Annotated in this window: 24 protein-coding genes and 2 pseudogenes; 6 read left to right on the forward strand and 20 right to left on the reverse strand. The window is 57.6% G+C overall.

The window, feature by feature from the left end:
* The first annotated feature begins 48 nt into the window (after positions 1–48).
* On the forward strand, positions 49–603 hold the full coding sequence (locus tag B9A12_RS09055; protein ID WP_170920495.1) for a C-GCAxxG-C-C family protein: 555 nt from the start codon (positions 49–51) through the stop codon (positions 601–603).
* Between the two features lie 14 nt (positions 604–617).
* Here the strand turns inward: B9A12_RS09055 and B9A12_RS09060 are convergent, their stop codons facing one another.
* Positions 618–1313 (reverse strand): CBS domain-containing protein, encoded by a 696-nt coding sequence (locus B9A12_RS09060; RefSeq protein ID WP_170920497.1) that lies wholly within the window; start codon positions 1311–1313, stop codon positions 618–620.
* Positions 1314–1653: 340 nt separating this feature from the next.
* Positions 1654–2568, reverse strand: coding sequence for a selenium metabolism-associated LysR family transcriptional regulator (locus tag B9A12_RS09065; protein WP_084057563.1), 915 nt, complete (start codon positions 2566–2568; stop codon positions 1654–1656).
* A gap of 481 nt (positions 2569–3049) precedes the next feature.
* Between B9A12_RS09065 and B9A12_RS09070 the strand changes: the two genes are divergently transcribed.
* A complete protein-coding gene (locus tag B9A12_RS09070; RefSeq protein ID WP_084057564.1) occupies positions 3050–4165 on the forward strand; it encodes a putative NPN-dependent ornithine cyclodeaminase in 1116 nt (371 codons plus the stop codon).
* A gap of 267 nt (positions 4166–4432) precedes the next feature.
* Here the strand turns inward: B9A12_RS09070 and arcC are convergent, their stop codons facing one another.
* Together arcC and B9A12_RS09080 are read right to left on the reverse strand one after the other, a co-directional pair.
* Positions 4433–5377: a carbamate kinase gene (arcC, locus tag B9A12_RS09075; RefSeq protein ID WP_084057565.1), complete on the reverse strand. Its 945-nt coding sequence runs from the start codon at positions 5375–5377 to the stop codon at positions 4433–4435.
* Positions 5374–6714 (reverse strand): cyclic 2,3-diphosphoglycerate synthase, encoded by a 1341-nt coding sequence (locus tag B9A12_RS09080; RefSeq protein ID WP_084057566.1) that lies wholly within the window; start codon positions 6712–6714, stop codon positions 5374–5376. The genes arcC and B9A12_RS09080 overlap by 4 nt, the downstream gene beginning before the upstream one ends.
* 155 nt (positions 6715–6869) lie before the next feature.
* Between B9A12_RS09080 and B9A12_RS09085 the strand changes: the two genes are divergently transcribed.
* Positions 6870–7757 (forward strand): flavodoxin family protein, encoded by an 888-nt coding sequence (locus tag B9A12_RS09085; RefSeq protein ID WP_084057567.1) that lies wholly within the window; start codon positions 6870–6872, stop codon positions 7755–7757.
* Entirely contained in the window at positions 7754–8707 is a 954-nt protein-coding gene (locus tag B9A12_RS09090; protein ID WP_084057568.1) for an NAD(P)-dependent oxidoreductase, read from the forward strand. Before B9A12_RS09085 ends, B9A12_RS09090 begins: the two co-directional genes overlap by 4 nt.
* A 162-nt stretch (positions 8708–8869) precedes the next feature.
* Here B9A12_RS09090 and B9A12_RS09095 read toward each other — a convergent pair whose 3' ends face one another.
* The 14 genes and pseudogenes from B9A12_RS09095 to brxF form a co-directional block, all read right to left on the reverse strand.
* Entirely contained in the window at positions 8870–9799 is a 930-nt protein-coding gene (locus B9A12_RS09095; RefSeq protein ID WP_139796563.1) for an ADP-ribosylglycohydrolase family protein, read from the reverse strand.
* Positions 9800–9818: 19 nt separating this feature from the next.
* A complete protein-coding gene (locus B9A12_RS09100; protein WP_212636881.1) occupies positions 9819–10454 on the reverse strand; it encodes a hypothetical protein in 636 nt (211 codons plus the stop codon).
* Positions 10451–10792 carry a hypothetical protein gene (locus B9A12_RS09105; protein WP_084057570.1) on the reverse strand — a complete coding sequence of 114 codons (342 nt, stop codon included), beginning with the start codon at positions 10790–10792 and terminating at the stop codon, positions 10451–10453. The genes B9A12_RS09100 and B9A12_RS09105 overlap by 4 nt, the downstream gene beginning before the upstream one ends.
* 30 nt (positions 10793–10822) lie before the next feature.
* Entirely contained in the window at positions 10823–10987 is a 165-nt protein-coding gene (locus B9A12_RS16965) for a hypothetical protein (protein WP_170920498.1), read from the reverse strand.
* A 240-nt stretch (positions 10988–11227) separates the two neighbouring features.
* Complete coding sequence (locus B9A12_RS09110; protein ID WP_170920499.1) at positions 11228–11845, reverse strand: ATP-binding protein; 618 nt, start codon at positions 11843–11845, stop codon at positions 11228–11230.
* A 72-nt stretch (positions 11846–11917) separates the two neighbouring features.
* Complete coding sequence (locus tag B9A12_RS09115) at positions 11918–14434, reverse strand: DUF2357 domain-containing protein (protein WP_084057572.1); 2517 nt, start codon at positions 14432–14434, stop codon at positions 11918–11920.
* Between the two features lie 6 nt (positions 14435–14440).
* The gene (locus B9A12_RS09120; protein ID WP_084057573.1) at positions 14441–16144 is read right to left on the reverse strand and encodes an McrB family protein; all 1704 of its coding nucleotides are present in this window, start codon (positions 16142–16144) and stop codon (positions 14441–14443) included.
* Positions 16145–16159: 15 nt separating this feature from the next.
* Positions 16160–16513, reverse strand: coding sequence for a nucleotide pyrophosphohydrolase (locus B9A12_RS09125; protein WP_084057574.1), 354 nt, complete (start codon positions 16511–16513; stop codon positions 16160–16162).
* Positions 16514–16524: 11 nt separating this feature from the next.
* Positions 16525–17085: pseudogene (locus B9A12_RS17325) on the reverse strand (DUF6079 domain-containing protein); the annotation flags it as partial.
* Positions 17082–17471 carry a four helix bundle protein gene (locus B9A12_RS09135; RefSeq protein WP_084057576.1) on the reverse strand — a complete coding sequence of 130 codons (390 nt, stop codon included), beginning with the start codon at positions 17469–17471 and terminating at the stop codon, positions 17082–17084. The gene B9A12_RS09135 and the pseudogene B9A12_RS17325, both read right to left, overlap by 4 nt.
* A 227-nt stretch (positions 17472–17698) precedes the next feature.
* Complete coding sequence (locus tag B9A12_RS09140) at positions 17699–18760, reverse strand: Fic family protein (protein ID WP_084057577.1); 1062 nt, start codon at positions 18758–18760, stop codon at positions 17699–17701.
* 3 nt (positions 18761–18763) lie between these two features.
* A complete protein-coding gene (locus tag B9A12_RS17330; protein ID WP_212636882.1) occupies positions 18764–19426 on the reverse strand; it encodes a DUF6079 domain-containing protein in 663 nt (220 codons plus the stop codon).
* 5 nt (positions 19427–19431) lie between these two features.
* Positions 19432–20493 (reverse strand): DUF6079 family protein, encoded by a 1062-nt coding sequence (locus B9A12_RS17335; protein ID WP_212636883.1) that lies wholly within the window; start codon positions 20491–20493, stop codon positions 19432–19434.
* A 3-nt stretch (positions 20494–20496) separates the two neighbouring features.
* Positions 20497–21012 carry a BREX-3 system P-loop-containing protein BrxF gene (brxF, locus tag B9A12_RS09150; protein ID WP_084057578.1) on the reverse strand — a complete coding sequence of 172 codons (516 nt, stop codon included), beginning with the start codon at positions 21010–21012 and terminating at the stop codon, positions 20497–20499.
* 625 nt (positions 21013–21637) lie between these two features.
* On the opposite strand from brxF, the gene B9A12_RS09155 reads away from it, so the two are divergent.
* A complete protein-coding gene (locus B9A12_RS09155; RefSeq protein ID WP_084057579.1) occupies positions 21638–21883 on the forward strand; it encodes a hypothetical protein in 246 nt (81 codons plus the stop codon).
* Between the two features lie 199 nt (positions 21884–22082).
* A pseudogene (locus B9A12_RS09160) lies at positions 22083–23483 on the forward strand (IS3 family transposase).
* Between the two features lie 98 nt (positions 23484–23581).
* Here B9A12_RS09160 and B9A12_RS09165 read toward each other — a convergent pair.
* Positions 23582–23920 (reverse strand): hypothetical protein, encoded by a 339-nt coding sequence (locus tag B9A12_RS09165; protein ID WP_084057580.1) that lies wholly within the window; start codon positions 23918–23920, stop codon positions 23582–23584.
* 16 nt (positions 23921–23936) lie between these two features.
* Complete coding sequence (locus B9A12_RS09170; protein WP_084057581.1) at positions 23937–24854, reverse strand: ParM/StbA family protein; 918 nt, start codon at positions 24852–24854, stop codon at positions 23937–23939.
* Between the last annotated feature and the right edge of the window lie 414 nt (positions 24855–25268).

Raw genomic sequence — 25268 nt, forward strand, 5'->3', positions numbered from 1 at the left:
CGCAACATGGCGGCTTTCAAAGCGATCGGGGTGAAGAAAGAGGACAGGGTGAAACGAGACGACGCTCCCTTGGGGGATCTTTCGGAACTATTTCGGCAAAAGGCGGAAAATCTCTATCGGCATCACCGCTGGTACTGTTCGGAAGCGGTTCTATTGACCTTCAACAAGGCTTTCCGCTGCGGGCTTTCCGACGAGATGGTGGTGGGACTGGCTTCCGGCCTTCCCGAAGGCTTGGGTGGAAGCGGCTGCTTGTGCGGGGCGCTGAGCGGCGCCACCGTGGCTTTGGGCCTGGTGCGGGGGACCGTCAAGGGGCTGCGGAGCCGAAAGGAGGTGCGGACGGCCACGGCAGCGCTCCATGAAGGCTTCAAGGAGCGCTTCGGGGCCACCTGCTGCCGGGTGCTCACCCGGAAAGTGCGCCACGACCCGCAGCGCCATTTCGATCAGTGCGCCGGTTTGACCGGCACAGCGGCCCAAATGGCGGCCCGGATCCTCCTGGAACGATGGCCGGAACTGGATGGTCGGCTGGACCGGGCCTTTTTGATGCAACACGAAGGGGCTGTTGCGGGCAGAATCAAGAAGGCCGCCGCCCTCATCTTTTCCTGACGAAAGGGGGACGGCTAGCCCGCTTTCGGTGCGTCCGGGCTCTTCCTTGCCGTCTCGTGCAAAATGGCGTGGTTGTAGTCTCGGAGGATGTCGCTTCGAGAAAGCACGCCGATCAGACGGCGGCTGCCGGGCGCCGACACCACCGGCAGCATCTCCTGGTTGTGCCGGTCCATGAGGGTCATGGCCGTGTGCAGGTTGTCTGTCGGGGTGAGGGTAGCCGTGGGCGATCGGGACACGTCCCGGATCCGGACCAGATCCTCCAGGGTGTCGTCCAGGATATGTGTCCGGATGTCCTGGAAGGAAAGGATACCGGTCACTTCACCCGAGCCGTTGACCACCGGATGATTCTGATAGGGGCTATCGAGCAGCTTTTGCTTGAGGTCCCGAAAAGTGGCCGCTTCGGGCACGGTTTCCACGCGCCGGTTCATGGAATCGGCCACGCGAAGAGACGTGAGCACGTTCAGTTCCTTTCCTGCGGAAAGGTCCACACCGCGGCGGATCAGCTTCAGGGGGTAGATGGAGGCCCTCTGGAATCGCCGTGCCACCACCGTGCTCACGATGCAGGCCGGCATCATGGGCAGGATGATCTTGTAGTCTCCCGTGAGTTCGAAAAGGATGAGGATCGCCGTGATGGAGGCGTGGGTGGTTCCGGCCGCCACGCTTCCCATGCCCACCAGCCTGTAGGCCCCCGGCAGCGCCACCGCTTCCATGACTTCGGGGCCCCATGCCCGCGGGCTTCGCGCGCTCCCCAGTAGACGAGCGGGCCGATGAGGGCGGCGCCCAGCATGGGTGCGGCCGCCACCCGCCACCAGGGAAGGAGGGGCACCGTTTCCAGCAGGGCCAGTCGGGTTCCGTGGAGGAGCCATTGAATGGCGCTGCTGAGATGGCGGAAGAAGACGGCCCCCAGTCCCCCCAGCAGGGCGAGCAGGAGCATCCCCGTCTGCTCGTGGATCCTCAGGCGCTCCAGGATGGTTTTCACCGCCATCCTCCCGTCCCCTTCTGTTGCAACAGAACCTTTGGAAAAAGGCGGGTCAAAGCGGGGCGGGCCGATCAGTCCTGGGAGGGCGGTTGGGTGTGGTTGTGTCTTTTCAGGTGCGCTTCGAAGGCCGCGCCCAGGGGAGAGGGCTGGCGTCCCCGACGTTTGACCAGGAAAAACGGGCGCTTCATCACCACCTCCTGCAAGGGAACAAGGGCCAGGAGGCCGTGGGCGGCGTCTTCGGCCACCGCCTGTCGCGACAGGATGGACACCCCGATGCCCGCCTTGATGCTCTGACGGACCGCTTCCGTGCTGCCCATCTCGGCCACCACCTTGAGTCGGCGCGGGTCCAGGCCATGTTTTTCCAGGTAGTGATAGGCCACCATGCGGGTGCCTGACCCCCGATGGCGGGCGATGAAGGGCTCCTGCGCCAATTCCTCCACGGCCACCGACGGGCGTCCGCTCCAACGGTGGTCCCGGGGAACCGCCAGAACCAGTTCATCGGAAAAGATCTGATGGAAATGCAATCGCCGGTCCTTCCATTGGGATCCCACCAGTCCCAATTCATGGCGGCCGTCCAAAACGCCCTCGGCCACGTTGGCCGTGTTGGCGATGTGCACGCGAATCTGCACCTGCGGGTGCTCCTTTTTGAAAGTTCCGATGAACCGGGGCAGCACGTAGGTGCCCGGGATGGTGCTGGCGCCCAGGTGGAGCGTTCCGGCCAGGTTGCCCCGGTAGGACGCCAAGGCCTGAAGCGCTTCTTCCTTGAGAGCCAGGATCTTGCGCGCATACTCGTAGAGGATGCGGCCCGCCTGGGTGGGTAGAACCTCCCGGCCCAAACGGTCCACGAGCTGCTCACCCACCAGCTCCTCCAGGGTGCGGATGTGTTCGCTGATGGTGGGCTGGGAAAGCAGGACCGATTCCGCCGCTTTCGTGAAACTTCCCAATTCCACCACCTTACAAAAGACCTCCAAACGCCGAAGATCCATGGACGCCGTCCCCCTTGATTCTATTGGTCGATTCAATGCAATGCATTGAACGTATGTATAGGATCCGGACATGGCCGTCAACGGGTGGCGCGGCCCTGCTCCCCTCCCCGGGGGCCCTCGGGGCCTGCGGCGTTGCGGTGGCGGCGCTACGAAGCGTTCCGGCACGGCCCCAGGGCTCCTGTCTGGGATGGGGGGTGTGGGGCGCGGGGCAGGCATCTGGATCTTCACACTCCACCCCTCACGGCGGCCTTCGCCCTTCCTCGCCCATAGGCGTCCCGATGAGCCCTGTTTTGAGCTTTCGTTTTTCCCCAGGGACCTGCTATGGTTTCAAGACAAGCCAGGCGCTTCGGCCTGTTTTTTTCGTTCGATGCCGCCGCGGAAATCGGATGGAGCCCTTTCCGCCCGAGGGAGGGCTGAAAAGGGCAGGCCCCGATTCTTCGGCGATCGTTTCCAAGAGCCCCACCTGCAAGGAGGCCGCGTCATGTTTCGTCTGCCCCAATACAGTCCGCCGGACTTTTCCGATCCCCGCTTCGCCCAGGCGCCCCTGGTCACCTTCCGGGAAGTGCGCAAAGCGGGCGTGGCGCCCGAGGGCTATCACGCCACGTCCGTCTTTCCAGAATACTTCCATGTGGCACCGGGCCGGTGGGAGATACTTCGCGAATCCCGGATGGACTGCGTGGTGGTCCAGCGGCCGGACGGAAGGTTGGATGTGGTGGAGTTTCGAAGGCTGCAGCCGGGGGACCGGGTCGCGGTGGGGCGCCGAGAAAACGCCGAGGAGGGCATCTTTGTCCATGCGGAGGCCTTTCAGGGGATGTCCGGAACCGGGGACAAGTTCGCCTTTCGCACGCGTCTTACCCGGGAGACCTCCTTTTCCATCGACTACGACGAGTTCTACGATCTGCTCGTCCACGAACGGAATCACGGGACCATCGTCTGGGTCCTGGGCCCCGCCGTGGTCTTCGATCAGGACGCGCGAAGCGCCTTCTCCTCCCTCATCCGCCGTGGCTACGTGCACGCCCTGCTGGCCGGAAACGCTCTGGCCACCCACGATCTGGAAGGGGCGCTTTTCGGGACCGCCCTGGGGCAAGAAATCTATTCCAAGCGTTCCGCTCCCCTGGGCCATTACCATCATCTGGATGCCATCAACCGGCTGCGGGAATTGGGCTCCATCGAAGAGGCCATGCAGCGGGGAGTGGTGACCGACGGGGTGATGCACGCGGCCGTGACCCAGGGGATTCCCGTGGTGCTGGCCGGATCAATCCGCGACGATGGGCCGCTTCCCGGCGTCATCGCCGACGTCTACGAAGCCCAGGACCGGATGCGCGATCAGGTGCGCCGTGCCACCACCGTGGTGGCCCTGGCCACTCAGCTCCATGCCATCGCCACGGGCAACATGGCGCCCTCCTACCGGGTGCTGGACGACGGCACGGTGCGGCCCGTCTATTTCTATTCGGTGGACATGTCCGAGTTCGCCGTTCAGAAGCTGGCCAACCGGGGGTCGCTCACCGCCCGGTCCATCCTCACCAACGTGCAGGACTTCATGGTGACCGTGGAGCGGGGCCTGCGCCGTCGGGAGACGAACGAGGAGATAGCCTGAGCCTGGTCTCTGCGGGGCAAGGTGCCGGCACATTTCCGTGGCCTTCGCAGCCCCGGGATCTCGGCCCCGCGGGAAAGGGCCACCGAACGCCTATGAAAAGACGGGGGCATGTCCGGTGGCCCATGGGACGCCCGGAGGCTTTCCCCAAGCCCCAAAGGGCGGCGCTGTGAAAAGCGTCCATCCCCGGCGTTTTCCAACAGTTCGGCCGGCACCTTGGTGGAGATGGTGCCGGCGGCGGGCTTGATTGCGGCCCGCTTCTTACCTGCGTCACGTGGGCCGGATCCGGGTGCCGGCCCCGCCGGTCACCGCCGCTTCGATGGCCTCGATGGAGGTGATGACGGCCTCCTTTCCCGTGGCTCGAACGAATTCCACGGCCGCTTCCATCTTGGGTCCCATGGAACCGGAGGGAAAGTCACCTTCCCGAGCGAGCCGTTCGGCTTCGTCGGCGGAAAGATCCTCGAGCCGTTCCTGGTCGGGTCGGCCGTAATGGCGATAGACGCCGGGCACATCCGTTGCGATGCAGAAAAGGTCCACGCCCACCTCCCGGGCCAGCCTGGCGCTGGCCAGGTCCTTGTCGATCACCGCGTCCACGCCGGCAAAGCCGCGGCCTTCCCGGATCACGGGAATCCCGCCCCCGCCGCAGCAGATCACCACAAAGTCCATGGCAATGAGCCGCTTGATCTCCCGGCGTTCCACAATGTGGAGCGGTTTGGGGGAGGCCACCACGCGCCGGTACCCCTTGGCGGTCTTTTGGACGGGAAAGGGAAGGTCCGCCACAACCTCTTCCGGGTAAACGGGGCCGATGGGCTTGGTGGGGTTGGCAAAGGCGGGATCGTTGGGGTCCACCACCACGTAGCTGATGAGGCTCACCAGGTGCTTTTGGGTGACGATGCCCAGATCCATGAGAGCGCTGTCCAGGGTGGATTCGATCATGTAGCCGATTTGTCCCTGGGTCTGGGCCACCAGGATCTCCAGGGGAAGGCGGGGCACCTGGGGGCAGGACTCCTGCTGCAGCAGGAGGTTGCCCACCTGGGGGCCGTTGCCGTGGGTGATGATGATTCGGTGGGTCGTGCACAGCCGCGCGATCTGTGCCATGGGCACCCGCAGGTTTTCGAACTGTTCCTGGATGGTTCCCTTCTGGCCCTTGCGGATGAGGGCGTTTCCGCCCAGGGCCACCAGCAGCACGGGTTTTTCGGGCCTGTGCGGGCTCATGGCTGGGGCTCCGAAGCAAAGAGGGCCGGGAGGCGTTCTCTCAGGGCCTCTTCCAGCGTGGGGGTTCCGTGATCCCGGTATTCATAGCGCACCCGAATGGTGGGATGTTTCAGGGTGACGATGCGGGTGAGCTGGATGGGCGTGGCGAAGAGCACCAGGTCGCACGGGATGGCGTTCAACGTCTTTTCCAGATCCGCGATCTGGCGCGGGCTGTAGCCCATGGCGGGAACCACCGGGCCCATGTGGGGGTAGTGCTGGTAGGTCTCGCGAAGGCTTCCCACGGCATAGGGGCGGGGGTCCACCACCTGGGCGGCCCCGAAGGTTTGGGCGGCGATCATGCCCGCGCCGGTGGGCATCTCGCCGTGGGTAAGGGTCGGGCCGTCTTCCACCACGGCCACCCGTTGTCCCCGGATGCGCTCCGGATCCGACACCAGGACAGGGGACTGGGCCAGAAGGATGGTCGCCTGGGGGGCGATCCGCTCGATATTTTCCCGCACGCGGCGGATGCCTTCCTCAGGGGCGGTGTCCACCTTGTTGATGACGGCGATGTGGGCCATCCGAAGGTTCGTTTCGCCCGGATAGTAGAGCCGTTCATGGTCGGGCCGGTGGGGGTCCAGCAGCACGATGTGCACGTCGGGAAAGTAGAAGGGGGTGTCGTTGTTGCCTCCGTCCCAGACGATCACATCCGCCTCCTCTTCCGCCCGGCGAAGGATCTTTTCGTAATCCACCCCCGCATAGACCACGATGCCCTGATCCACCAGGGGCTCGTACTCTTCGCGCTCCTCGATGGTACACCGATGCCGGTCGAAATCTTCATAGGACGAAAAACGCTGCACTTCCTGGCGGCGGATGTCCCCGTAGGGCATGGGATGGCGAACCGCCACCACCCGCCGGTCCCGGCCCCGCAGGATTTCGCACACCCGACGGGTGGTCTGGGACTTGCCGCAGCCTGTTCTCACGGCGCACACGGCCACCACGGGCTTTCGGGCCCTCAGCATGGTGTAGGTGGCGCCGATGAGGATGAAATCCGCCCCTTCGGCCATGCAGATGGAGGCCTTGTGCATCACCTCCACATGGGGCACGTCGCTGTAGGAAAAGGCCACCAGATCGATCTTGTGGCGCCGGATGAGCTCCGCCAGTTCCTCTTCCGGATGGATGGGAATGCCTTCCGGATAGCCCGTCCCGGCCAGCTCGGGAGGATAGAGGCGCCCCTGGATGTCGGGAATCTGCGTGGCCGTGAAGGCCACCACGCGGTACCGGGGGTTGTTTCGAAAATAGACGTTGAAGTTGTGAAAGTCCCTTCCGGCCGCTCCCATGATCAGGACCTTTTCCACCATGACGTCTCCTTGTGTTTTGGGATGGGGATTCGTTGCATCTTAACGGGCGGAACACCGGCCGATCAACACAGCCCCTTGGCCCGCACCCGCTTTTCCGGCTATGGTGGGAAGCGGCACAGGACATGGATGACCGATCGTAAAGCGCGGAGGAAGGGATGAAGACGCTCTTGGGTCTTGTGGCTTCGCCCAGAAAGTACGGCAATTCGGAACTTTTCATCAAGGAACTCTTTGGAAATCTTCCCAACGGGTGGCGCTTGCGCATGCTACGGCTTCCCGAGCTGGACATCCGGCCGTGCATGGCCTGCTACCAGTGCCTGTTCGGGCCGATGCGCTGCGTGCAGCGAGACGACTTGGACCTCTTCCTGCAAGAACTGACGGCGGCCGACGCCGTGGCCCTGGCCGCGCCCACCTACTTTTTGGGGGCCAACGCCAGCCTGAAGAAGGTCCTGGACCGGGGCTTGAGCTTCTACGCGCACATGGACGCTCTGTGGGCCAAGCCCGCCGTGGGGGTGGCCATCGCCGGGGTGCCCGGCCTGGAGGGCTACACCAAGCTCATGGTGGACAGCTTCTTGAAACTCATCCTTTCCGATCATCGCGGCTCCCAGGTGCTCTATGGGGCCCTTCCCGGAGAGATCTTCCTGCAAGACGAGGCCAAGGAGTGCGCCCGGCGGCTGGCATCGGCGCTCACTCAGGGGCCGGAAGAAGCGGCTTCCCCCCGGTGTCCCTTGTGCGGCGGAGACACCTTCCGGTTTCTTCCCCCCAAGGAAGACACGCCCGCAGGATCCCAGCGCATCCGCTGCATGGTCTGCAGCAACGAGGGCACGATCCGCTGGGACGATGGCTCGCTCCAGGTGGACACCCGGCGGGGGCTCCACCCGCTCTTTCTCACCTACGACGACGCCAAGGCGCACCTGGAATGGCTTCGCACCATGAAGGATGCTTTTCTGGCCAAGAGAAAGGAACTGAAAGAGGTCACCCAGGCCTATGCGGCGGTGGGTCAATGGGTTCGACCGGAAAAGAAGCAACGGGAGGAAAGGTCATGACGCAGGTTCAGGTGCAGGATCTCGAGGTATGCGATCCCCAGCGGACCCGAATCGGATGGATAGGAACCGGTGTGATGGGAGCGGCCATGTGCGGCCGCCTGCTGGAAGCCGGCTATGGCGTTACGGTCCACACCCGCACGCGGCAAAAGGCGGAGCCGCTTCTCCAACGGGGCGCCCTCTGGGCGGAATCCCCGGCTGAAGTGGCCCGCGATGCCCACGTGGTCGTGACCATGGTGGGATTTCCCCAGGACGTGCGGGAGGTCTATCTGGGAAAGGACGGGGTCTTGCCGACTGCCCGCAAAGGCACCGTGGTGGTGGACATGACCACCACCGAACCCCAGCTGGCCCGGGAAATCTACGAAGCCGCCAAGGCCCAAGGGGTCCATGCGGTGGATGCGCCCGTTTCCGGAGGCGATGTGGGGGCCCGCGAAGGGACCCTTTCCATCATGATCGGCGGCGATCCGGCGGTGGTGGACGCGGTGCGGCCCCTCTTCCAGGTTCTGGGCAAGAACATTGTCTACCAAGGGCCCGCCGGTGCGGGTCAGCACACCAAGATGTGCAACCAGATCGTCATCGCGGGCACCATGGTCGGTGTGTGCGAAAGCCTGCTCTACGGAGCCCGCGCGGGCCTGGACCTGGAAACCATGCTCACCTCCATCCGGCGGGGAGCGGCGGGGTGCTGGACCCTGGACAACCTAGCCCCGCGGATCCTCCAGCGCAACTTCGATCCCGGTTTCTTCGTGGAGCATTTCATCAAGGACATGGGCATTGCGCTCAAGGAAGCGGAACGCATGGGCCTGTCCCTTCCCGGCCTGGCCCTGGTCCATCAGCTCTACCTGGCCGTGAAGGCCCAGGGCCATGGCAAAAAAGGCACCCATGCCCTGGTGCTGGCCCTGGAACAACTGGCCGGTAAGTCAGCCTTATCCCAAGAACCTGTTGGCAGCCAATAGATGGCGCCAGGCGGACGTTCTGCTTGTCGGAATTTCGGCGCGCGTTCCGGCAGAAGGTGCCGGCCGCCACGTGCGCCGGCATCTCAGTCAAAAATGAGCTTTCCTTTCGGCCGGTCCCTCACCACGTGTCGCGCTGTACTAAAAGACTAGTCCTGCCCCAGCCTAGCCGCACCGCACAAGTCCTGCTGCCAAATCCAAGGCGTCCACCGGCCAAAAGCACTTGGGCCGAGGGCGGTGGACATGGGGCAGGCCCGCCGCCGGGCGGCAGTTCAGGATGGCGTCGAGCCATTGCGCAGGGATGGCTTCCCGCCCCCACACCGCACCAAGGAGCGCCCCACAGATGGCCGCATTTGTATCCGTGTCCCCTCCCCGCATCACGGTGTCCACCACCCCTTGTTCCAGATTCAGGGCGTGCACAAGTTGCCACAGGGCATTGCGAAGGGCTGTCAAGACCCAGCCCTGGTGGCGAACATAGTCGGCCGGGGGTCCTTCGGCTGCGCCTCGAACCGCCTCCAGGAGGCTTGCATCCACCTCCATCTCCTCGGCCCAGGCTAGAATCTGGTCATAGAGGCTTTGGGCGTCACAGCCATGGCGGACCGCATGCGCTATGGCCATGGCAAACAAGGCATTGGCCTGCCGGCACACAGGATGGGGATGGGTGATGGCGGCATCCTGTTGGGCCCACTGTGCCACATGGGCAAGATCATGATTGGCCCCGAAGATCCCCAACGGGCTGATCCTCATCAGGGCCCCATTGGCCTGGCTTTCTGGATTGGGTCTTCCCCGCAAGGCGCTGGAAATCGTCGCGCCACAATCGAAGGGGTCCGAATGGAGCCAGAAAAGATAAGCCTTCCGGGCTTGCGCTGGGTCATATCGGCCCTGTTCGACCAGCATACGTGCCAGCAGAAGCGCCATCTCGGAGTCATCCGTGGGCTGACCTGCAAGGGTGCCCCAGGTTCCACCCTGTGCAAGTTCCTGCACGCCACCGGGATACTCCTCTTTGATCTCCTCGGGCGTCTTGAATTCCACCAGGCTTCCCAAGGAATCCCCCGCAAGCTGCCCCAGAAGGCAGCCCTGCGCTCGTTCCCACATTTCTGCCTGTCGCAACGGACTATTCATCAGGCCCCCGGTGAGCGGTCGCGTCTTCGTCGACCCAGTCCTCTTCGGTGTAGGACATACCCTTTCGCCCCGGCACCTTGCGTTTCGGGCCCGCCCGATAAAAAGCGCAGCTTTTCGGGCCATAACAAAAGGTCTCGAACCGGTACCGTTTTTTGGAGGGATTCCACTGGTCGATGATCATCTCCACCGGCATTCGACAGCCCCAGATACAGGGCGTGCACTTGGTGTCATACGTCCGGGTGTCCAGACGCCGATGCCCACGGCTGCGATAGGTCTCCAGGTCAGGCGGCACGCCCAGAAACGGCGGGCCGGCTGGTGGATCATCCTCGGCCTCTTTGCGTATCTTCAGACCGCTTGCCTTGTAGAATCCCGCCGTCTCTCGCCGCGGATCAGCAACGGGAATCGCCAGGCCGCTCACCTCCATGCCCACTTGAAATCGATGTTTTGCTTGTGCGGCCTTTCCGATGGCGATGATGAATTCGCCGGGTTCATCTGCGATTGTCCCATCAAGCCGCAGCACATATCCCAGGTAGCTGTGACTCCGCTCGTCGAAAGACCGTATCAGTCGGATGCGGGGCTGAACAGATACAATCCTTCCAGACCATGCGACCTTTTCCGTGTTCATCATGTGTTCTTCCCTGGTTGGACCAGTTTGCACAGGACCCTGTGGATGCGCCGTACCCGTTCGTCGTCCGACATGAACAGCGTGATCCCCCGGTTGAAGACCGTGATCTCGACCGTGTCGTCGGTCAGGATCAATTTCAGGTTGTCGTATTCCACAGGATCACCGGCGTTCTTGTCTCCATAAACACCGCCAAGATTGAGTAGATTCTCCTCATTGATCGCCTTTATCACGTCTGCAGGAATCTTGGCCCCGCGCCAGACTTTCACCGGCAGACCGTCGGCCCTCATTCCCTTTTCGAGCAGTCCCTTGCGGTACTCGATCCGTTCCAGATTCTGGGTCATTGCAGATACCCCCTCCAACCATATCGCAGATCAAAGTTTCAACCGAGCTGCCACATCCTCGTAGTCAGGATCTTCGGCGTAGAGCTTTTCGAGCTCGGCTCCAGCCCGCCGGCCCTGGCCGAGGTCCTGGTAGACCAGGGCCCGCTCGTACCGTGTCAATTGTCGCCCGTAAAGGGGCCACCGATTGTCGGCCAAACTGGTCCACTTTGTAAAGTGGCGCTAGGGCGATTCCTCGTCGTTTAGAAAGTGACGATCGAGTCCATCTACTTGATGGAACCAACTCAGAATGGAGATTCTGACGGGCTCCACATTCCATGCCCGAAGCTTACTGGTGTCGGTTCCGATCGAACCCCAAAGGGTGACAAAATTTCTACCCCTGAATTCTTCTTGCCTCCTTTCCGGGGTTGTTCAGTGCGGCCGCGCTTCCAATACGCCTCAAAGGCATCCGCGAACACTCTGGCGTGAGCCGCGCAGGGCCGCCGAAGCGAGCAGCGGGTTGCCAAAAAGATCCGGCCATTCCTGAGGTGCTCGATTGCTGGTCACTACGATGCTTCCCTTTTCGTAACGCTCATTGATGACATCATAAAGGTCCTCCGGAGCCGACGGGTGCAGCGCCTTGAGGCCGAAGTCATCGAGGACCAGCACATCCGGGCGAAGGTACGTCTGAAAGCGGCGCTCCAAGGTGTTGGTTGCCCGGCCGGCGTTGAGATGCTCAAGCATCCGGTAGGTGTTGACAAACAGCGCCGCGCAGCCTTGCCGACAGGCCTCATGGGTGAGGGCTTGGGCCAAGTGGCTCTTGCCCACCCCGGCTGGTCCGCAAATAAGAACATTCCTTTTTTGACGGATAAAGTTGCACGTGGTCAGATCCAGAACCTGTTGGCGATTGATCCCCGGGTTGAAGGAAAAGTCAAATCCTTCCAAGTTCTTGGTCGTATTGATGCCGGCTCTGCGGATACGGAGGGCGAGCTGTTTTGGAGAGCGCTGGGTAAGACCGGCGTAGAACTCCGCAGCCGAGAACGGCACTGCCACGCCACGCTGGATGTGGAAGGCCACCCTACGGTAGAAGAGTAAGTAGTTCTGTTGCCTCGCGATGACATGTCGAGAAAAAATGTTGTAATGTCGTGCTTATATCGCATGTGATGTATCCATATCTGAAACAAGCCGTTTCAATGTTGCTGACACCGTTGATCGGTATTCATCAGGAGACGGCGTGCGTCTTATTAGAAAACCCGCACTTCCCCGATACTGCACGAGGGCGTTTTTTATGAAAAACCAACAACGGCCAGCCGGTGTGTCCTCATCTTGTATCGTTGGCCGACCTGGTTTGAGAGTGAAATCAACACCAGCTGCCCGAAGCTCTTCGTACAACCTCCACTCGGGTTCTGTCTCCAGGAACAATTCCCTAAGCTCTTTCGCTCGCTCAAGGCCCAAGCGGGATGTCCATCGGTTTTGGGAAAAGCGCTTGCCTCGCCCGTCGCCACCTCGATTTTCAATCACACTCTTGAGTGGCTTCACCTCACTAAGGTGGTAGACCACCTGTAGTTCGTCTGGAGATCGAGATATACCCCATGGGGTTTGGATATCCTCTCGCTTCAAAACTTCTATACTTTTTACCGAGGCCACGTGAGTGACCGCTCCAGGTTTACGTAATGATGTGGGAGAATATATCGCGATCCAGCGAGTAACGAACTGCCTCCGCTGCGAGGGAGTGAGCGGTGCATAATACTGCCGTTCTCTGCAAATCCATTCTAAATGTTGCGCGGCATTACTGGGACGCAGAACGGCTACCAAGACTGCTTCTTTCGCAGCTTCCTTCCAGGTACGCGACTGTTGGCACGCCACGTGAGGGATTGACAGATCAGCTGTTTTCCAACCACCTCGACGCAGAACTGCTTGCAGCCATTCCTTAACATAACGGGTTTCACTTGGAAGGAATGGAATAGCCCCGATGCCCATTCTTTCAAGGGATATCCAAAACCGGCTACCGGAGAAGTTATCTTCTTTATCTACGTAAGGGAAGAGCGCTGCACCCTCGACCACGCTCCGTTTCAACCTTTCTGATCGGGGACCATCCGGGTTTGACTCTTCCAAAATCGCGTCGCGGTAGCGGTGCAGAACGTTGATCGCGTCCTCCGGCGGTCCAGGAGATCCAAACTGCGCCACGTAATCCTGTGAAGTTTCTATGCGGTACTTTGCATCCAGGACCAATCTCACCGTGGGCCAATCAGGATCATTCAAAGCCAAAACTATGTCAGGTCGTTGCGGGAGGATAAATCCTCCACCTTTGAATGTTGGGTTGTATGTAAGTCCTATCGTCCGAGAATCATTTGTTTTGAAGCTTAAAACTGACTTATGTCCACGCTGTAATCGTACCCGGAGACTGTCGTGTTCTATAGTAAGTAACCGTTCAACGGGGATCCGTTCATTAAGCAATTCTGCCAAAAGACGAATGATGGAGAGATAACACCAATACTCATATAAAATGTGAATTTCTTTGACTGAAAGCCCTACGGGTCCTCCTTCTAGGCGGAGACCTCGTAGTAGTATCAAACACGAGCGGTAAGCCTCACGGTATCCTGGAGCTGTCTGCAATGTTAGTGAAGCAAAACCAGCTGGCGGTGGGCTAACCGCTGCTGCAATAGGTTCTGTCTCTTGAAGACGCGCAATCCGGTTTTCGAAAGCCGCAATTTCTTCTAAAATATTGGCTCTCGCATTCTCAGGCCCGAATCGGTCGCTTACCCTTTCTTTGGCCTGGATTTGTGCCAGTTCTCTCCTTATTTTGGTAAGCTGAAAAGCAAGCCAACGATGCTCCGGCGTGTCTAAAGTGGGGCGGGGACGTGCCTCAGGGAGCTTACTCCGTATTGAGATTCCACCAGGGGCGCGTAAACGGGGCCCAGCACCTTTCCCCTGGATTATGGCTCGGAAAATCACTGGGTCAGGCCGTCGCACGGAATGGCTCTTTACCAACATCCGTTCACGTGAGAGACCCTGGTGGGGATGCTGTTCGATATAACGCATACCACGTTCCAACTTGTCGATGACGTGACGCAATAGTATCAGCCACTCAAGTTGTGTGGGTGTTCCTGAGGGTGTGGTGATGGCCAAATGAAAAGTGGACTTCAGATATTCGAGGACCAGAGCCGTCAAGATATCTTGGACATCGGCAAGAAGTGCCTTATAATCAGTTGTGTAGTCCAGTTTGCTAGGAAATATTTCGGTCTCGAAATCAAATTCAGAACTTCCTCCCACGTAAATCGTGAAAAGAGTCCTTCCTATTTGCCCTCTAAAATTGATGGAGCCGTAAATTGTTCGGCCGTCATCAGCTCGGTTCAACCCCCTCAAGATCGTTGGATCGCTGTGTCGCAGCTCTACAGTGTCAGCGGTCTTGCTTTGTAGATAAATAGTATAAATTGTCTCTTCATATAAGCGCGGCCCGATATGCAAGGACGGGTCATTGGCTACCTCGGTTGGAACTTCATTGCGCCAGGTTTTGGTTCCGAAAACTGCATCATGACGGCGCAAAGAAATGACAAGGCGACCGGGCGGAGGTTCAGGCAGCCACGACGAATATGCAGGAGAGCTAATGGGGCCACTCCAGCGGAGATAAACCTTATCCGTTTCAATTCTAAAAAGTTCTGCCATATGTAACTATAACCAGTATGATGTATAACCTTCCGTGAGCAATCGCTCCCACATCAAACACAGCCGAGCAGCAAAGCGTGGATATTTGGCTTCTGTAATCGCCATAGGTCGTCCTGCGTTTTCCCAATCCTCAAAAATCGGTCGTGCGTCCTCGTCGTTTTTGTACGGCTCGCCTGCCATTGCCCATCCGAGCAGGCCTAGCACAACCTGCCGGATCGCCGTACTTCCTCCTACTATTCTGGGTAGGATTTTCATCTGGAGCGCCAGGTCAAGGGGATCTATTTTTTCGCCATTACTTCCCGTGAATGATTCTCGGATCTCATTTGCATGAATGAGAAAAAGAGCAACCTCATCTCTAGTTCTGTAGCCTACTTGGAGCTGCGCTGGAATAAGAAGCTTATTTATCTCTTTTAGGACATCAACAGCTCGGATTACCTCTTGTTCCTCTTCTTCTTTTAAGTTTCTTAATTCGGGTAACCTAATTGCTCTCGGATACCACTTTGTTGGTGGCCAGTCAACTATAGCCCCCATGTTTGCGGAGACAAGAGGCTCCCAAGAGTCAAGATGAACTTCCGAAATCTCAATAGTAAAAGCACGATCAAGGACTTTCCGGCTAAAACCATGAGAAGTTTCGTCCATATTCACAGTGCCTACCAGACAAAGATTTGGCGGCAAAATGACATTCATCCATTCTGTGTCCTTTACTTTGATGGACTGACCAAGCAGAGGATCGCTCTTATAACCTGATTCAGCCGTGCCTTTTCTGTCTTCAATTTTGCTAAGAATTTCAGCAAAATAATACTCCACCCTAGCCAAATTCATCTCATCGATTATACACGTCCAGAATCTTTCTTTATCATTCATGGCTTCGAGGGCCAGCTCTAAGAGCGCCCCTGGACGGAAGGCACCTTGTAAGTCAACATAACCAAGAATATCAGAGCTGTCTGTCCAGTCGGGGCGTACAGGTACAAGTCTGCTCTTCCCTCCGGTTGCCTCTGCGACAAGTGCAGGCAATTTGGACTTTCCTGTACCGGAAATACCAGCCAAAATGACAAAAGGCTTGGTACGGATCGCGGTGATATACTGGGCTATTTGCCATGGTTCGTAAACAAAGCCTCTGCTTTGAATATGGTTTATAACTTTCTCTACAGGGGAAGGCGGTTCAGGAGATTCGGGATCGGCTGGAGGCCGAGGATTGATCAATTGTTTGTTTATGAAGTTCTTCAAGTCCCCGAACTCCTTTATGATATTCTGAACTTTATCCTGCGAGATTTTGGTAAACCCCCTATAAGACCTATTTAAATAACGGGACAGATTTTGTACTGGTATTTGAATTTTTCTTGGCTTTGAAAGAAAGTACATTAGTTCCCAAGTTTTTCCATCCGCATCCGAACCCCATAACTCCCGTGCGCATTTTTCATTTCTAGTTTTCTTAAGGACCTCAGCAACATATTGATATGTTTTATTATACACGCAGAGCATATAGTCTTCTGGCTTGATTTCTCCCCAGAGTCTCTCATTATTTGGGCCAGGCACAGCACCCCAAGCATAGAGATGATGCTTTCGATCAATGTTTCTTAGTTCTTCTTGTTCTTCTGGTCCGAAAAAACCAATGATCCTTTCAAGATTGATATGGTTTTCTATGGTGTCTTCTAAATGCTTTCTTGCTTCTGGGTTGCCTGCAGTAAAAATAAAAAGCTGACGGCTCATGACCAGTACTCCAATTTAATATTCTGTATATTTCTTTGCGCTACCGCGTACACGTTCAACGGGATACTTTCTTGAATTTATTTCGATTTTGCGAAAGGCTGCGTCGACAAGGTCAATGCCTAATTTGTCAGATAATCGTACCAGATAAATGAGGATATCTGCAAGTTCCTCTTCTACTTTTTCAAGTTTTTCCCCGGCTAAAGATTTGCTTTCATCTTCCGTCAACCACTGAAAGTGTTCAATTAATTCTCCAACTTCAGCGGCCAAGGCCATTGCTAAATTCTTAGGAGAGTGGAACTTGTCCCAGTCTCTCTTCGCAGCGAACTCTCTCAACCTGATCCTTAGAGTTCTCAAAGATTTATCACGCATCGCTCATCCCTTTCTGCGGGGCCGCTCGAGGTGGCCACGAGGTCCAGCGCCGCTGTGTAGTTCACGAGCGCGGTCCAGAATTCTTCATCCGTGTTGGTCGAGCGAAGGAATACTCCATCGGCCTTTTTCTCGTCTTTGAAGTGTGGCGGATCGGAGGGCTGGATGAAATAGCGGTAGAAGTCCCGCGGCGGCGCTGGGGATCGTTCGGTGGGCGCGTCGAGAAACAGGTATCCCTGGCGTGCCGCCTTGCGCTCCAGCCATTCCAGCTCGTGCTGCCAGATCTTGTAGCCGGTTACGTACGTCTGATCGGTACACTCCATGACACGCCTCAATGCCTCGTAGTAATAGCGGTCGAGCTGGGAGGCATCAAGGCTCTTAGCGCGCTTCTCCACCGTCCTGGAGGGCACACCGCCGAGCTTGGCGTGGAGTTCCTCCAGACCTTCGCGCAACAGACCGAGGAAGTGCGCTCGCCGCGCCGCGTCGTTCGAAAATGTGATGCCAAGGCACTTGACGGGTTTCTGGTTTCTGGTTTCTAGTTCCTGGTCGAAGCCGGATATCTTTTGCTGGCTCATGAGAATTTCACTCCTTTATGGTCCGACTTCTGCAAATAGCGGATGAAACCGCCTGTCAGTTTTCCGGATGACTGCGCCAGGTCATATAGTTGTCGAAATTGTTCTATTGTTATGTACTCGGCGTCTAAGGCAACATAAAGCTGTGCCTGAAGCTCAGCCGCCGAACCTTTGGCGGTTGAAAGGAATTGAATAAACTCCTTGTTTCCACCTCTGCCGAAGCCTTCTGCGATATTGGACATAATCGATACAGCCGCCCGGCGTATCTGGTCGCGAAGACCAAAGTCCCTGGCAAAAGCGCCCTGATTTGTGATCCTGTAAATTTCCCGAGTCAGTTCCCGCGCCTTTTGCCAGGCTTCGATGTCCTCAAATTTCTCTATGCTTGCCATCATTCTTCCTCAACCAGGAACTCTGAACCAGAAACCAGGAACCCGAATATGATCACTTGTCCAGTAATGCGGTTCGCTTTTGGGTATGGCTGACTTGTAAGGTGGCTTGATCACTCTCCGACAGGTTCGCCTTCCAGGGAATCGATAATAGCCATTTGTGATACCATTAACGGCATCATGATGCCTTTTCAGGTTCGTTTCGATTAAGATAGCCGTTTCTGATGCCATTAAGAGGTTCTTGATCCCTTTTTCTCCCAGATGGCGTCTCTACCGGATTTAATGCACTCCACCGATCCATCCTCCCGAAGCCGGGCCAGCACTCTCTTGATGGTTGGCCGACTGACGTTTGGGCAGGCCTGCGCTAGATCGGCATAGCGAAAAGTGCGGGGCAGCTTCCGAATTGCGGCGAGGACCATTTCGGATTTTGCGCCATGGGCTGAGGTGAGTTCACCGGTCCGGCGCTCGAACTCCCGGTATGCACCCAGAAGCATCACACCCAGGAAGTATTCCCACCACGGCAACAAGGAATGTTCGCCCTGGTGCCAACCTTGAGAGGATTTATAAAGTGCGTCGTAGTAGCCTTCACGCTGGTTTTCGATCAGCTGTTCCAGACTGATGTACCGGCCCACCTCGAAACCGGCCTGATAGAGAAGAAGCAATGTCAGGAGCCGTGCCATCCTGCCGTTACCGTCGGTGAAAGGGTGGATACAGAGGAAATCGAGGATATAGGCAGGAATGAGCAGCAATGGGTCAACTTCACCTTTTTCCCATTCTTGTTTGAAAAGGACATGCAACCGCTCCATGGCATCGGGTGTCTGATGTGCGGGCGTTGGTTTGAAGCGGATCACTTTTGTTCCGTCGGGGCGTGTTTCGGAGATTTCGTTGTCCGTCATCTTCCACCGTCCGCCCTGCTGTGGGACAAACTGATAGAGATCGCGGTGGAGCTGCAGCACGACACCAATTGTGAAGGGCATATTGGCATGGTTGGCATGGATCGTCGCAAGCGCATCCCGGTATCCGGCAATCTCCTGTTCAGAACGGTTCTTTGGTGTCGTCTTGTGCTCTACGAGCTTTTTGATCCGCTCAGGCGGTGCTTCAATCCCTTCAATACGATTGGAGGATTCGGTGCTTTGAATAATAGCCACTTGCCGCAGCGATTCGAGAACCTGGGGTGTTTGCTGGGTGAACAGCGTTTCTTTTCCCCGGTACTCGCCCAACAGGCGGATAGTCCGAAGAAGTGAATGTGGAATCGGTTGTTTTTCCAAAAAATTCCGTTCGAATGATCTCATTGACTATTCCAGCACAATCCGCACCTTGCCGGGCTCATGGCCCTTGGTGAGTCCATCGAGGTATTCCTCAAAGCGTTTCTTCATCTCCGCCGGCGTCGCCGGTGAGCCGCCTTTGAGAAGGGCTGCCCGAAGATCCTCAGGTGTGACGGCGACCTTGACCAGCCCGGAGAGCACCTCCTTGAGAGCCCGGATAAAATCGTGGCTCAGTTCGTTGGCCAGTTTACGTTCCTTGAGGAACGCGTCCACCAATTTCCTTGCCTCGGGTTTGAGCAGGTCGAGATTGCACCGGGTGGTCGGGCCCTCCAGGTTGGCCAGCCGCGTCTGGGTCCAGTCGTCGAGGAGCTTGTCCAGCTCCGTATGCAGATGCTCGAGCACGGTCGCTGCGGGTGCGTAAGGCGCCTCGGCGCCGGGCCGGAAGCCGCAATGCGGCCAGAGCGGCGCTGCAAGGAGGTCCTGCTCGGTGAGCGCGAAGCAGCTCTTCAGGCCGGCCAGGCGGTTCTGGAAATCGGTGAGATGCTGGCGCGCCATCAGATCGATGGTGGAGAGTTTCTTTAGCTTTTGGATGCGTTCGTAGCCCATCAGCCTGCTCTTGTGCTTGTCCTCATTCACGCCCAGTCCGGCCCGCGGGTGCAGGACGACATAGGCTCGCGCGTAGGACTTCTTCAAATCCGTCAGTTTCTGACGGATTTGTGTGGGATTGCGTGGTGCGAGGTGCCTTTTCCCTCTATCCACTTGTGCACCTCGGACTGCGCACCCCGCATTTTCTGAACCCATTCGTGGTCCGTGGGCAGCACCGCCTCGGCCGCCGTGACGCGCTCGAAGGTGTCGATGTAGTCGGGATGCGCCGGAAAGAGGCGGACGAACTCGTCCATCCGCTCGTTCATACGGCCGTAGAACTTGGCGAACAGTGTGAGGTATTCGCGGATCTTGGCTTGGCTAGTCGCCGTCTTCTTGAGCAGGCGCTCGGCGACCACGAACTTCACGTCCCGGCGGGCGATGAGGATCTGTTCGAAGCGGTCCTTGACCCGGCGGAGTTGATCGGCCACGAAGGCGAAACGGGGACTGTCGAAGATGGCCTCCTGCACACCCGCCATGAAGCGGAAGCGAAGGTCTTTGCAGACCTCACCCACCTCTCGCAAAAAGTTGAGGTCGAGGATCAGTTCCTGGTCCTTGCGGCTGCGGAGATAGTCCAACAGTTCGTCCACCACCAGGAGCAGGCCATGGTCCGGATACTCCTGGTGGAACGCGGCCATCATCTCCTCGAAGGCCCGCTTGTTGTTGGGGACTTGGCTGGCATCCGGGAAGGTGTAGGTCACGCCCATGGCATCCAGGTGCTCCTCCAGTTCGCCAACGAGGATCTCCCGTAGCGACATGGTGGTGGCCCCGATCTCGGTGCGAACCACTTTGAACTTGCCGGTGATCCTCTGGGCGGCCTGGGCTACCTGCTCATTTTCCAGATCGGAAAGCAGCTCCGCGTGCTCGGCGATACTGGAGATCACCGACATCAGGTGTGACTTACCGGTGCCGTAGTTGCCCACGACCAGCAAGCCCTTGTTATCAATGGGCTGGTCGAACTGAAGTTGGGGGATCACAAGGCCGATCAGCTTCTCGGCCATCTCGTCGGAGATGACGTAGGTGCTGACCAGCTGGCGGGCCGCCGCAACTTCATCGGCATCCCGTAGCTGGACTACGGACTCGATGGGCTCGAACTGGATCAGGTCTTTATACTTCATCAATTACCCCCCCTCTGGCGTAAGAATAATGATGCCAGCCAGATCCTCCCGTAGATAACGTCGATATTCCGGATGGTCAGGTTCCGCATAGATCAGAGTCTCGTTGAGGACTCTTCCAGGCCATGCCACGACAACCGTCTTGTTCCGGGAAAATCCCTGAAGCAGACGCAAAGGATCCTGCTTCAGGTGGACATCGAAAAGGATCTCGATGTTGTCGAGCAAGACCAGCCCTGCCTGCGCCGCGATGGGCGCGGTAGGTAGATCGCCTGTGGCTGCACCCGCGATTTCGTCCAAGATCCGCCGTAGCTGCAGAGCCCGCTTCCGTTCCGTCAGGTCCAGCATCCGGCAAGACAGCTCGAGATTCACGTTGATGAGAGGCGCGGATGTGAAGGCCGACACCTCCTGTAGTGCGGTCGTCTTCCCGCTTCCCGCCGGGCCCACCATCAGGATCAGGCGATGATAGAGCTCACGAGCCTCGTCGATCTTTCGCAGGACCTGATCCGCCAGGGGCTCCGCCATTACGTGTTCCCTCCCTCTTGGAATAGGGTCCTCCCCGACCCTCGCCCTTCGGGTGCGCCTTTGGCGCGTCCCAATCGTCTGTCCTGCCAATTTGTCATATCGCCGTGCGTTGCTGCCGGCGCCGCGCGGCAGCCAGGTCTTGCAACCAGCGGTCCATGGCACCCATTAGCAAGCGCCAAAGGCGGCCCATCTTCTGGCACGGAACTTTGTCCTTTGTGGCGCATCGATTTTGCTATGTTCAGCTGGACGAATAAAGGTTGATGGTCCGATTTGTCGTCTCGTCTCACGTTTCATGCCCTTTAAGCAACACTAGATAATTTTGAACTCGTGAAAGTTCAAGCTAAAAGGTTTGCTGAGCACCCGCGCCGCTTCGCAGCCTTCTGGCGCGCCGTGGCACGTCCAGATGGGCTGTCCTGCCGACGGATCCGGGAGACGCCTTCCCGAGGCCTATCGGGCCCGCCGGCCTTTCCGGGCTGGTCTCCTGGAAGCGCGTTGGAAACGTTGGGTGGAAAGCTGATCCACCCCGCAAGCAAGCGGGAGACCCACGGGGGTCCTTGATGCGGCATCGCCACGGAGGCGAGCCTGGAGATTCTTCGCGCCAAGGGCCTGGACACCTCTTTGTGGCGTGCTTGCTCACCATTTGCTGTGCGTCATCCAGAGAGCCCTCCATGCCCCTGAAATCCGCCACCGCTGGCCCACCCCGCGAACCCATCTGAGCGGACAGGTGCGGGTGATCACCAGCCTGATCAACGACAAGGGACAAATGATCCACAGTCGAAATACTCTTTTGCCGGAGCCGATCCATGTGGAAATTTACAATGCCCTCGGTTTGCCCCGCAGCCCCTTGAAAAGGGTCCTCAGCATCCATTGAAAATTTGTAGTGAAGAATCAAAAGGCACATTCCAAGAATAACAATCCCTCTGTGCCAATGAAGGTGAGTCACCTACCCCTTGTTAAATTTGAGTTGGGCGGGTAGGAGAAAGAATCAGATGACATCAGTTCAGAATCGGCAAACAGGGGTAGGAATGGGGGTAACGGAAGGGGCCCGTAGGGCGTCTGGAGTTGCCCCCATGGGGGCCAATCTCAACGCACCGGATCCGGAGGTCATGGAAAAGAAACGTCGCCGCAAATTCACGGCTGCTTATAAGTTGCGCATCCTCGAGGAAGCCGATGCCTGCACATTGCCTGGGCAGATCGGCGCCCTTCTTCGCCGGGAAGGTCTTTATTCATCGAATTTGACCACGTGGCGCAGACAACGAGAGGAGGGGCAGCTCAAAGCATTGTCTCCCCGAAAACGGGGGCGAAAACCGAACCCGGACCGCCATTTCGCAAAACGGGTAGCCCAATTGGAGCGGGAAAATCAGCGCCTCCGAGACCAGATCAAGAGGGCGCAGACGATCATCGAGGTTCAAAAAAATCTCAGACCTCATGGGGGTTCCCCAACCCAATCACGAAAGCGACGGGAGCAACTTATGAAAGCGGCGGTCCAATTGCGAACCGAGGTGGGAACCGTTCAGGCTTGTGAGGCTTTGGGCATTGCCCGAGCAACTTTCTATCGTAGACTGAAAACCACCAGAACACAGGTAAATCGTCCGGCTCCGCCGTTGGCTCTTTCGGATCAGGAGAGGTAAACCGTGATAGACCTGCTCCATTGCGAGAGATTTCAGGATGCTGTTCCTCGCTAGATCTTTGCGTGCCTGCTTGATGAGGGGACCTACCATTGCTCGGTGCGGACGATGTATCGCATTCTCAAAGACGAACATGGAAGCGTCAAGGAGCGTCGTCGGCAGGCGCAGCGGCCCGCTTACGAGAAGCCCGAGCTGCTCGCGACCCGCGCCAACGAGGTTTGGTCGTGGGACATTACAAAGTTATTGGGCCCCGTCAAGTGGACCTATTTTTACCTGTACGTGATCATGGGCATTTTCAGCCGCTACGTGGTCGGTGGATGGTTGCCCACCGGGAAAGTGCGGCCCTGGCAAAGAGGCTCATTGAGGAGACCTGTAAAAAGCAGGGTATTGTTCACGGCCAACTTACAGCTCATGCGGATCGGGGGTCGTCCATGACCTCGAAGTGTGTTGCCCAGTTGCTATCGGACTTGGGGGTCACCAAAACCCATAGCCGGCCTTATGTGAGCAATGACAATCCCTGTTCGGAGGCCCAGTTCAAGACCCTCAAGTACCGTCCGCAATTTCCAGGACGTTTCGGTTCCATCGAGGATCCCCGCTCCTTTTGCCGGAATTTTTTTTCAATTGGTACAATCGAGAACATCGCCACTCGGGTCTGGGGCTGGTCACACCGGAGCTGTTCCATTACGGGTTGGCGCCTCAGATCGTGGAGCATCGTCAGCAGGTTCTCAAGCAAGCATTCGAGGCCAATCTTAGCCGTTTCAAAGGCAAGATACCCAGGGGCCTCCGGCATTGCCGACTGCCGCCTGGATCAACAAGCCTTCGAGCGATGCTGTAAGAGTCTAACTTTTTACCGGGGGTGTCTCATTTTCATTGACACATTCCGCTGTGGCTACGATAAAAAAGCGGGAAGGAACCGAAAATTCGGAACCTTCCCGCTTTTTTTAGAAATCAACCAGTTTGTCGAGTTTTTCCTGGAGTGGTTTGTCAGAAGGTTCTTCTTTCGGTGCTTGTCTTACATACGGTTCTCCGTTCGGGAGCGATGGGGGAGAAGGTGTTGACGGCCTCTCCTCTCCCATCAGATCCCGAATGTCGTCCAGAGACAGTCCTATGGATCTTAGCAGCTCCTTGGATTCGCGCTGGCGGATGGCGTCAACACAGCCCCGATCCTTGGCTCTCAGGATGATTTCCGACAGCATTTTGCTTCGGATCTTGGGAGGAACCTGCATAATGATCTGGTGGGCCTCCTCCGAGAGACGTATCGTTATTCGTATTGTTTTCATGTTTTTTCTCCCGGTTTTAGGCCAGCATCATCTGTCCGATGGCGTTGGCAAATTCCGGCTTTTCTGGGATTCGTACCGGTAGCGTGTCGAAGATTTGGTTCGGATCAAAGTAATGCACTCCCCCGCTGGCCACGATCATTCCGTCGATGTGGTCCGTGTCGCCTCCGAATTCTTCCTTGATTCGGGAACTGAGGGTGGCCCTATAGTGGTCGGCCGCCCTCCGTTTGGCTCCTGACAGGTCGATCACTTCGCCGTGAAAATTGGCGGTACCGGTCCGCAGGAAATCTTTGAGTACGTGGAATCTCAGCCCCTTCAGGCCCGTTTCTCCCATTTCGGCCCGGAAGAGTTCGACGAGGAATGTGACGCCGCAGTTCCGCCAGGTTCCGCCACGACGGGTACGCACCTTGGGGGGCCCGCCATTTTCTTCGGGTTCCTCCACCTCGACAAGCAGGTGATCCACGGTGTTGAACCCGATATCGATCACCAGGTGACGTGTACCGGGTTCCAGTTCCTGTACTACTGTCTGTGCGATTCCCAGTCCCTGCGGCACGATGCCGACCTGTTCCCAGAAGCGGGCCAGGCGCTTTTGGTACTCGTTTCTCCGGTGCCAGTATACTGGTGGCACTCCAGCCACCACGATTCCGGTATCGTCGATTCCGTACTGCTGATGGAGATAGGCGCAGAAAACTCCCGACGCCTCCACAATATCATCAAAATCGGCGGGGGAGATCTGGGTCCGTTCCCGTTTGGCCTTGTCTCCGACCAGGTATTGCTTGTCTCCGTATTCTATGATCCCGTTTTCATCCGGGTTCATGGGAGAAGGCACGTATTTGGCGTAAACGGACGGAAACGACAAGAGTTTGGGTTCTTGATTTTCATCCGCGGTGATGGCGAGTTTTACGTCTCCGAATCCGATATCCATCCCAATTCGCATTTTTTGTTCCTTTTTTGATGTTTTGAGGGTTTTTCAATAAGAAAGGGAATCTGTGACACGTTCTCAGCTACCCTAAAGTGTCACACCTTAGTGCAGGGTGTCACACCCCTGCACTAAGGTGTGACACTTGGGGATTTTCCCCAAATCCTGAATCAGTGAGATTTGATTGGGTGGACTGACGTGCATGGCTTCGGAACCCATTTTGAGGGTCACCGACGCCCCAGTTCAGCCACTTTTTCGGGTCATTGCCTTTTCAAGGACTGAAAAGCCCTCATGACGATGCCATCTCAGACATTTTTGGACACACCTCACCCCTTATGGCCGAAGGAGCTTTCAGGCTTTTGCGGCGGCGATCCCTACGCTGGACAAAATTTGAGATAAACACTTCGAAAAGCGTGAAAAGCGGGACAATGC

The sequence above is a fragment of the Desulfacinum hydrothermale DSM 13146 genome, from assembly GCF_900176285.1.
Taxonomy (GTDB): Bacteria; Desulfobacterota; Syntrophobacteria; order Syntrophobacterales; family DSM-9756; genus Desulfacinum; species Desulfacinum hydrothermale.

What these genes read in the sequence shown, in the direction of transcription:
- B9A12_RS09060 (WP_170920497.1), bottom strand. Translation starts at nt 1,313, where the DNA reads ATGGAAGCGGTGGCGCTGCCGGGGGCCTACAGGCTGGTGGGCATGGGA.
- B9A12_RS09065 (WP_084057563.1), bottom strand. Translation starts at nt 2,568, where the DNA reads ATGGATCTTCGGCGTTTGGAGGTCTTTTGTAAGGTGGTGGAATTGGGA.
- B9A12_RS09070 (WP_084057564.1), top strand. Translation starts at nt 3,050, where the DNA reads ATGTTTCGTCTGCCCCAATACAGTCCGCCGGACTTTTCCGATCCCCGC.
- arcC (WP_084057565.1), bottom strand. Translation starts at nt 5,377, where the DNA reads ATGAGCCCGCACAGGCCCGAAAAACCCGTGCTGCTGGTGGCCCTGGGC.
- B9A12_RS09080 (WP_084057566.1), bottom strand. Translation starts at nt 6,714, where the DNA reads ATGGTGGAAAAGGTCCTGATCATGGGAGCGGCCGGAAGGGACTTTCAC.
- B9A12_RS09085 (WP_084057567.1), top strand. Translation starts at nt 6,870, where the DNA reads ATGAAGACGCTCTTGGGTCTTGTGGCTTCGCCCAGAAAGTACGGCAAT.
- B9A12_RS09090 (WP_084057568.1), top strand. Translation starts at nt 7,754, where the DNA reads ATGACGCAGGTTCAGGTGCAGGATCTCGAGGTATGCGATCCCCAGCGG.
- B9A12_RS09095 (WP_139796563.1), bottom strand. Translation starts at nt 9,799, where the DNA reads ATGTGGGAACGAGCGCAGGGCTGCCTTCTGGGGCAGCTTGCGGGGGAT.
- B9A12_RS09100 (WP_212636881.1), bottom strand. Translation starts at nt 10,454, where the DNA reads ATGATGAACACGGAAAAGGTCGCATGGTCTGGAAGGATTGTATCTGTT.
- B9A12_RS09105 (WP_084057570.1), bottom strand. Translation starts at nt 10,792, where the DNA reads ATGACCCAGAATCTGGAACGGATCGAGTACCGCAAGGGACTGCTCGAA.
- B9A12_RS09115 (WP_084057572.1), bottom strand. Translation starts at nt 14,434, where the DNA reads ATGGCAGAACTTTTTAGAATTGAAACGGATAAGGTTTATCTCCGCTGG.
- B9A12_RS09120 (WP_084057573.1), bottom strand. Translation starts at nt 16,144, where the DNA reads ATGAGCCGTCAGCTTTTTATTTTTACTGCAGGCAACCCAGAAGCAAGA.
- B9A12_RS09125 (WP_084057574.1), bottom strand. Translation starts at nt 16,513, where the DNA reads ATGCGTGATAAATCTTTGAGAACTCTAAGGATCAGGTTGAGAGAGTTC.
- B9A12_RS09135 (WP_084057576.1), bottom strand. Translation starts at nt 17,471, where the DNA reads ATGGCAAGCATAGAGAAATTTGAGGACATCGAAGCCTGGCAAAAGGCG.
- B9A12_RS09140 (WP_084057577.1), bottom strand. Translation starts at nt 18,760, where the DNA reads ATGAGATCATTCGAACGGAATTTTTTGGAAAAACAACCGATTCCACAT.
- B9A12_RS17335 (WP_212636883.1), bottom strand. Translation starts at nt 20,493, where the DNA reads ATGAAGTATAAAGACCTGATCCAGTTCGAGCCCATCGAGTCCGTAGTC.
- brxF (WP_084057578.1), bottom strand. Translation starts at nt 21,012, where the DNA reads ATGGCGGAGCCCCTGGCGGATCAGGTCCTGCGAAAGATCGACGAGGCT.
- B9A12_RS09165 (WP_084057580.1), bottom strand. Translation starts at nt 23,920, where the DNA reads ATGAAAACAATACGAATAACGATACGTCTCTCGGAGGAGGCCCACCAG.
- B9A12_RS09170 (WP_084057581.1), bottom strand. Translation starts at nt 24,854, where the DNA reads ATGCGAATTGGGATGGATATCGGATTCGGAGACGTAAAACTCGCCATC.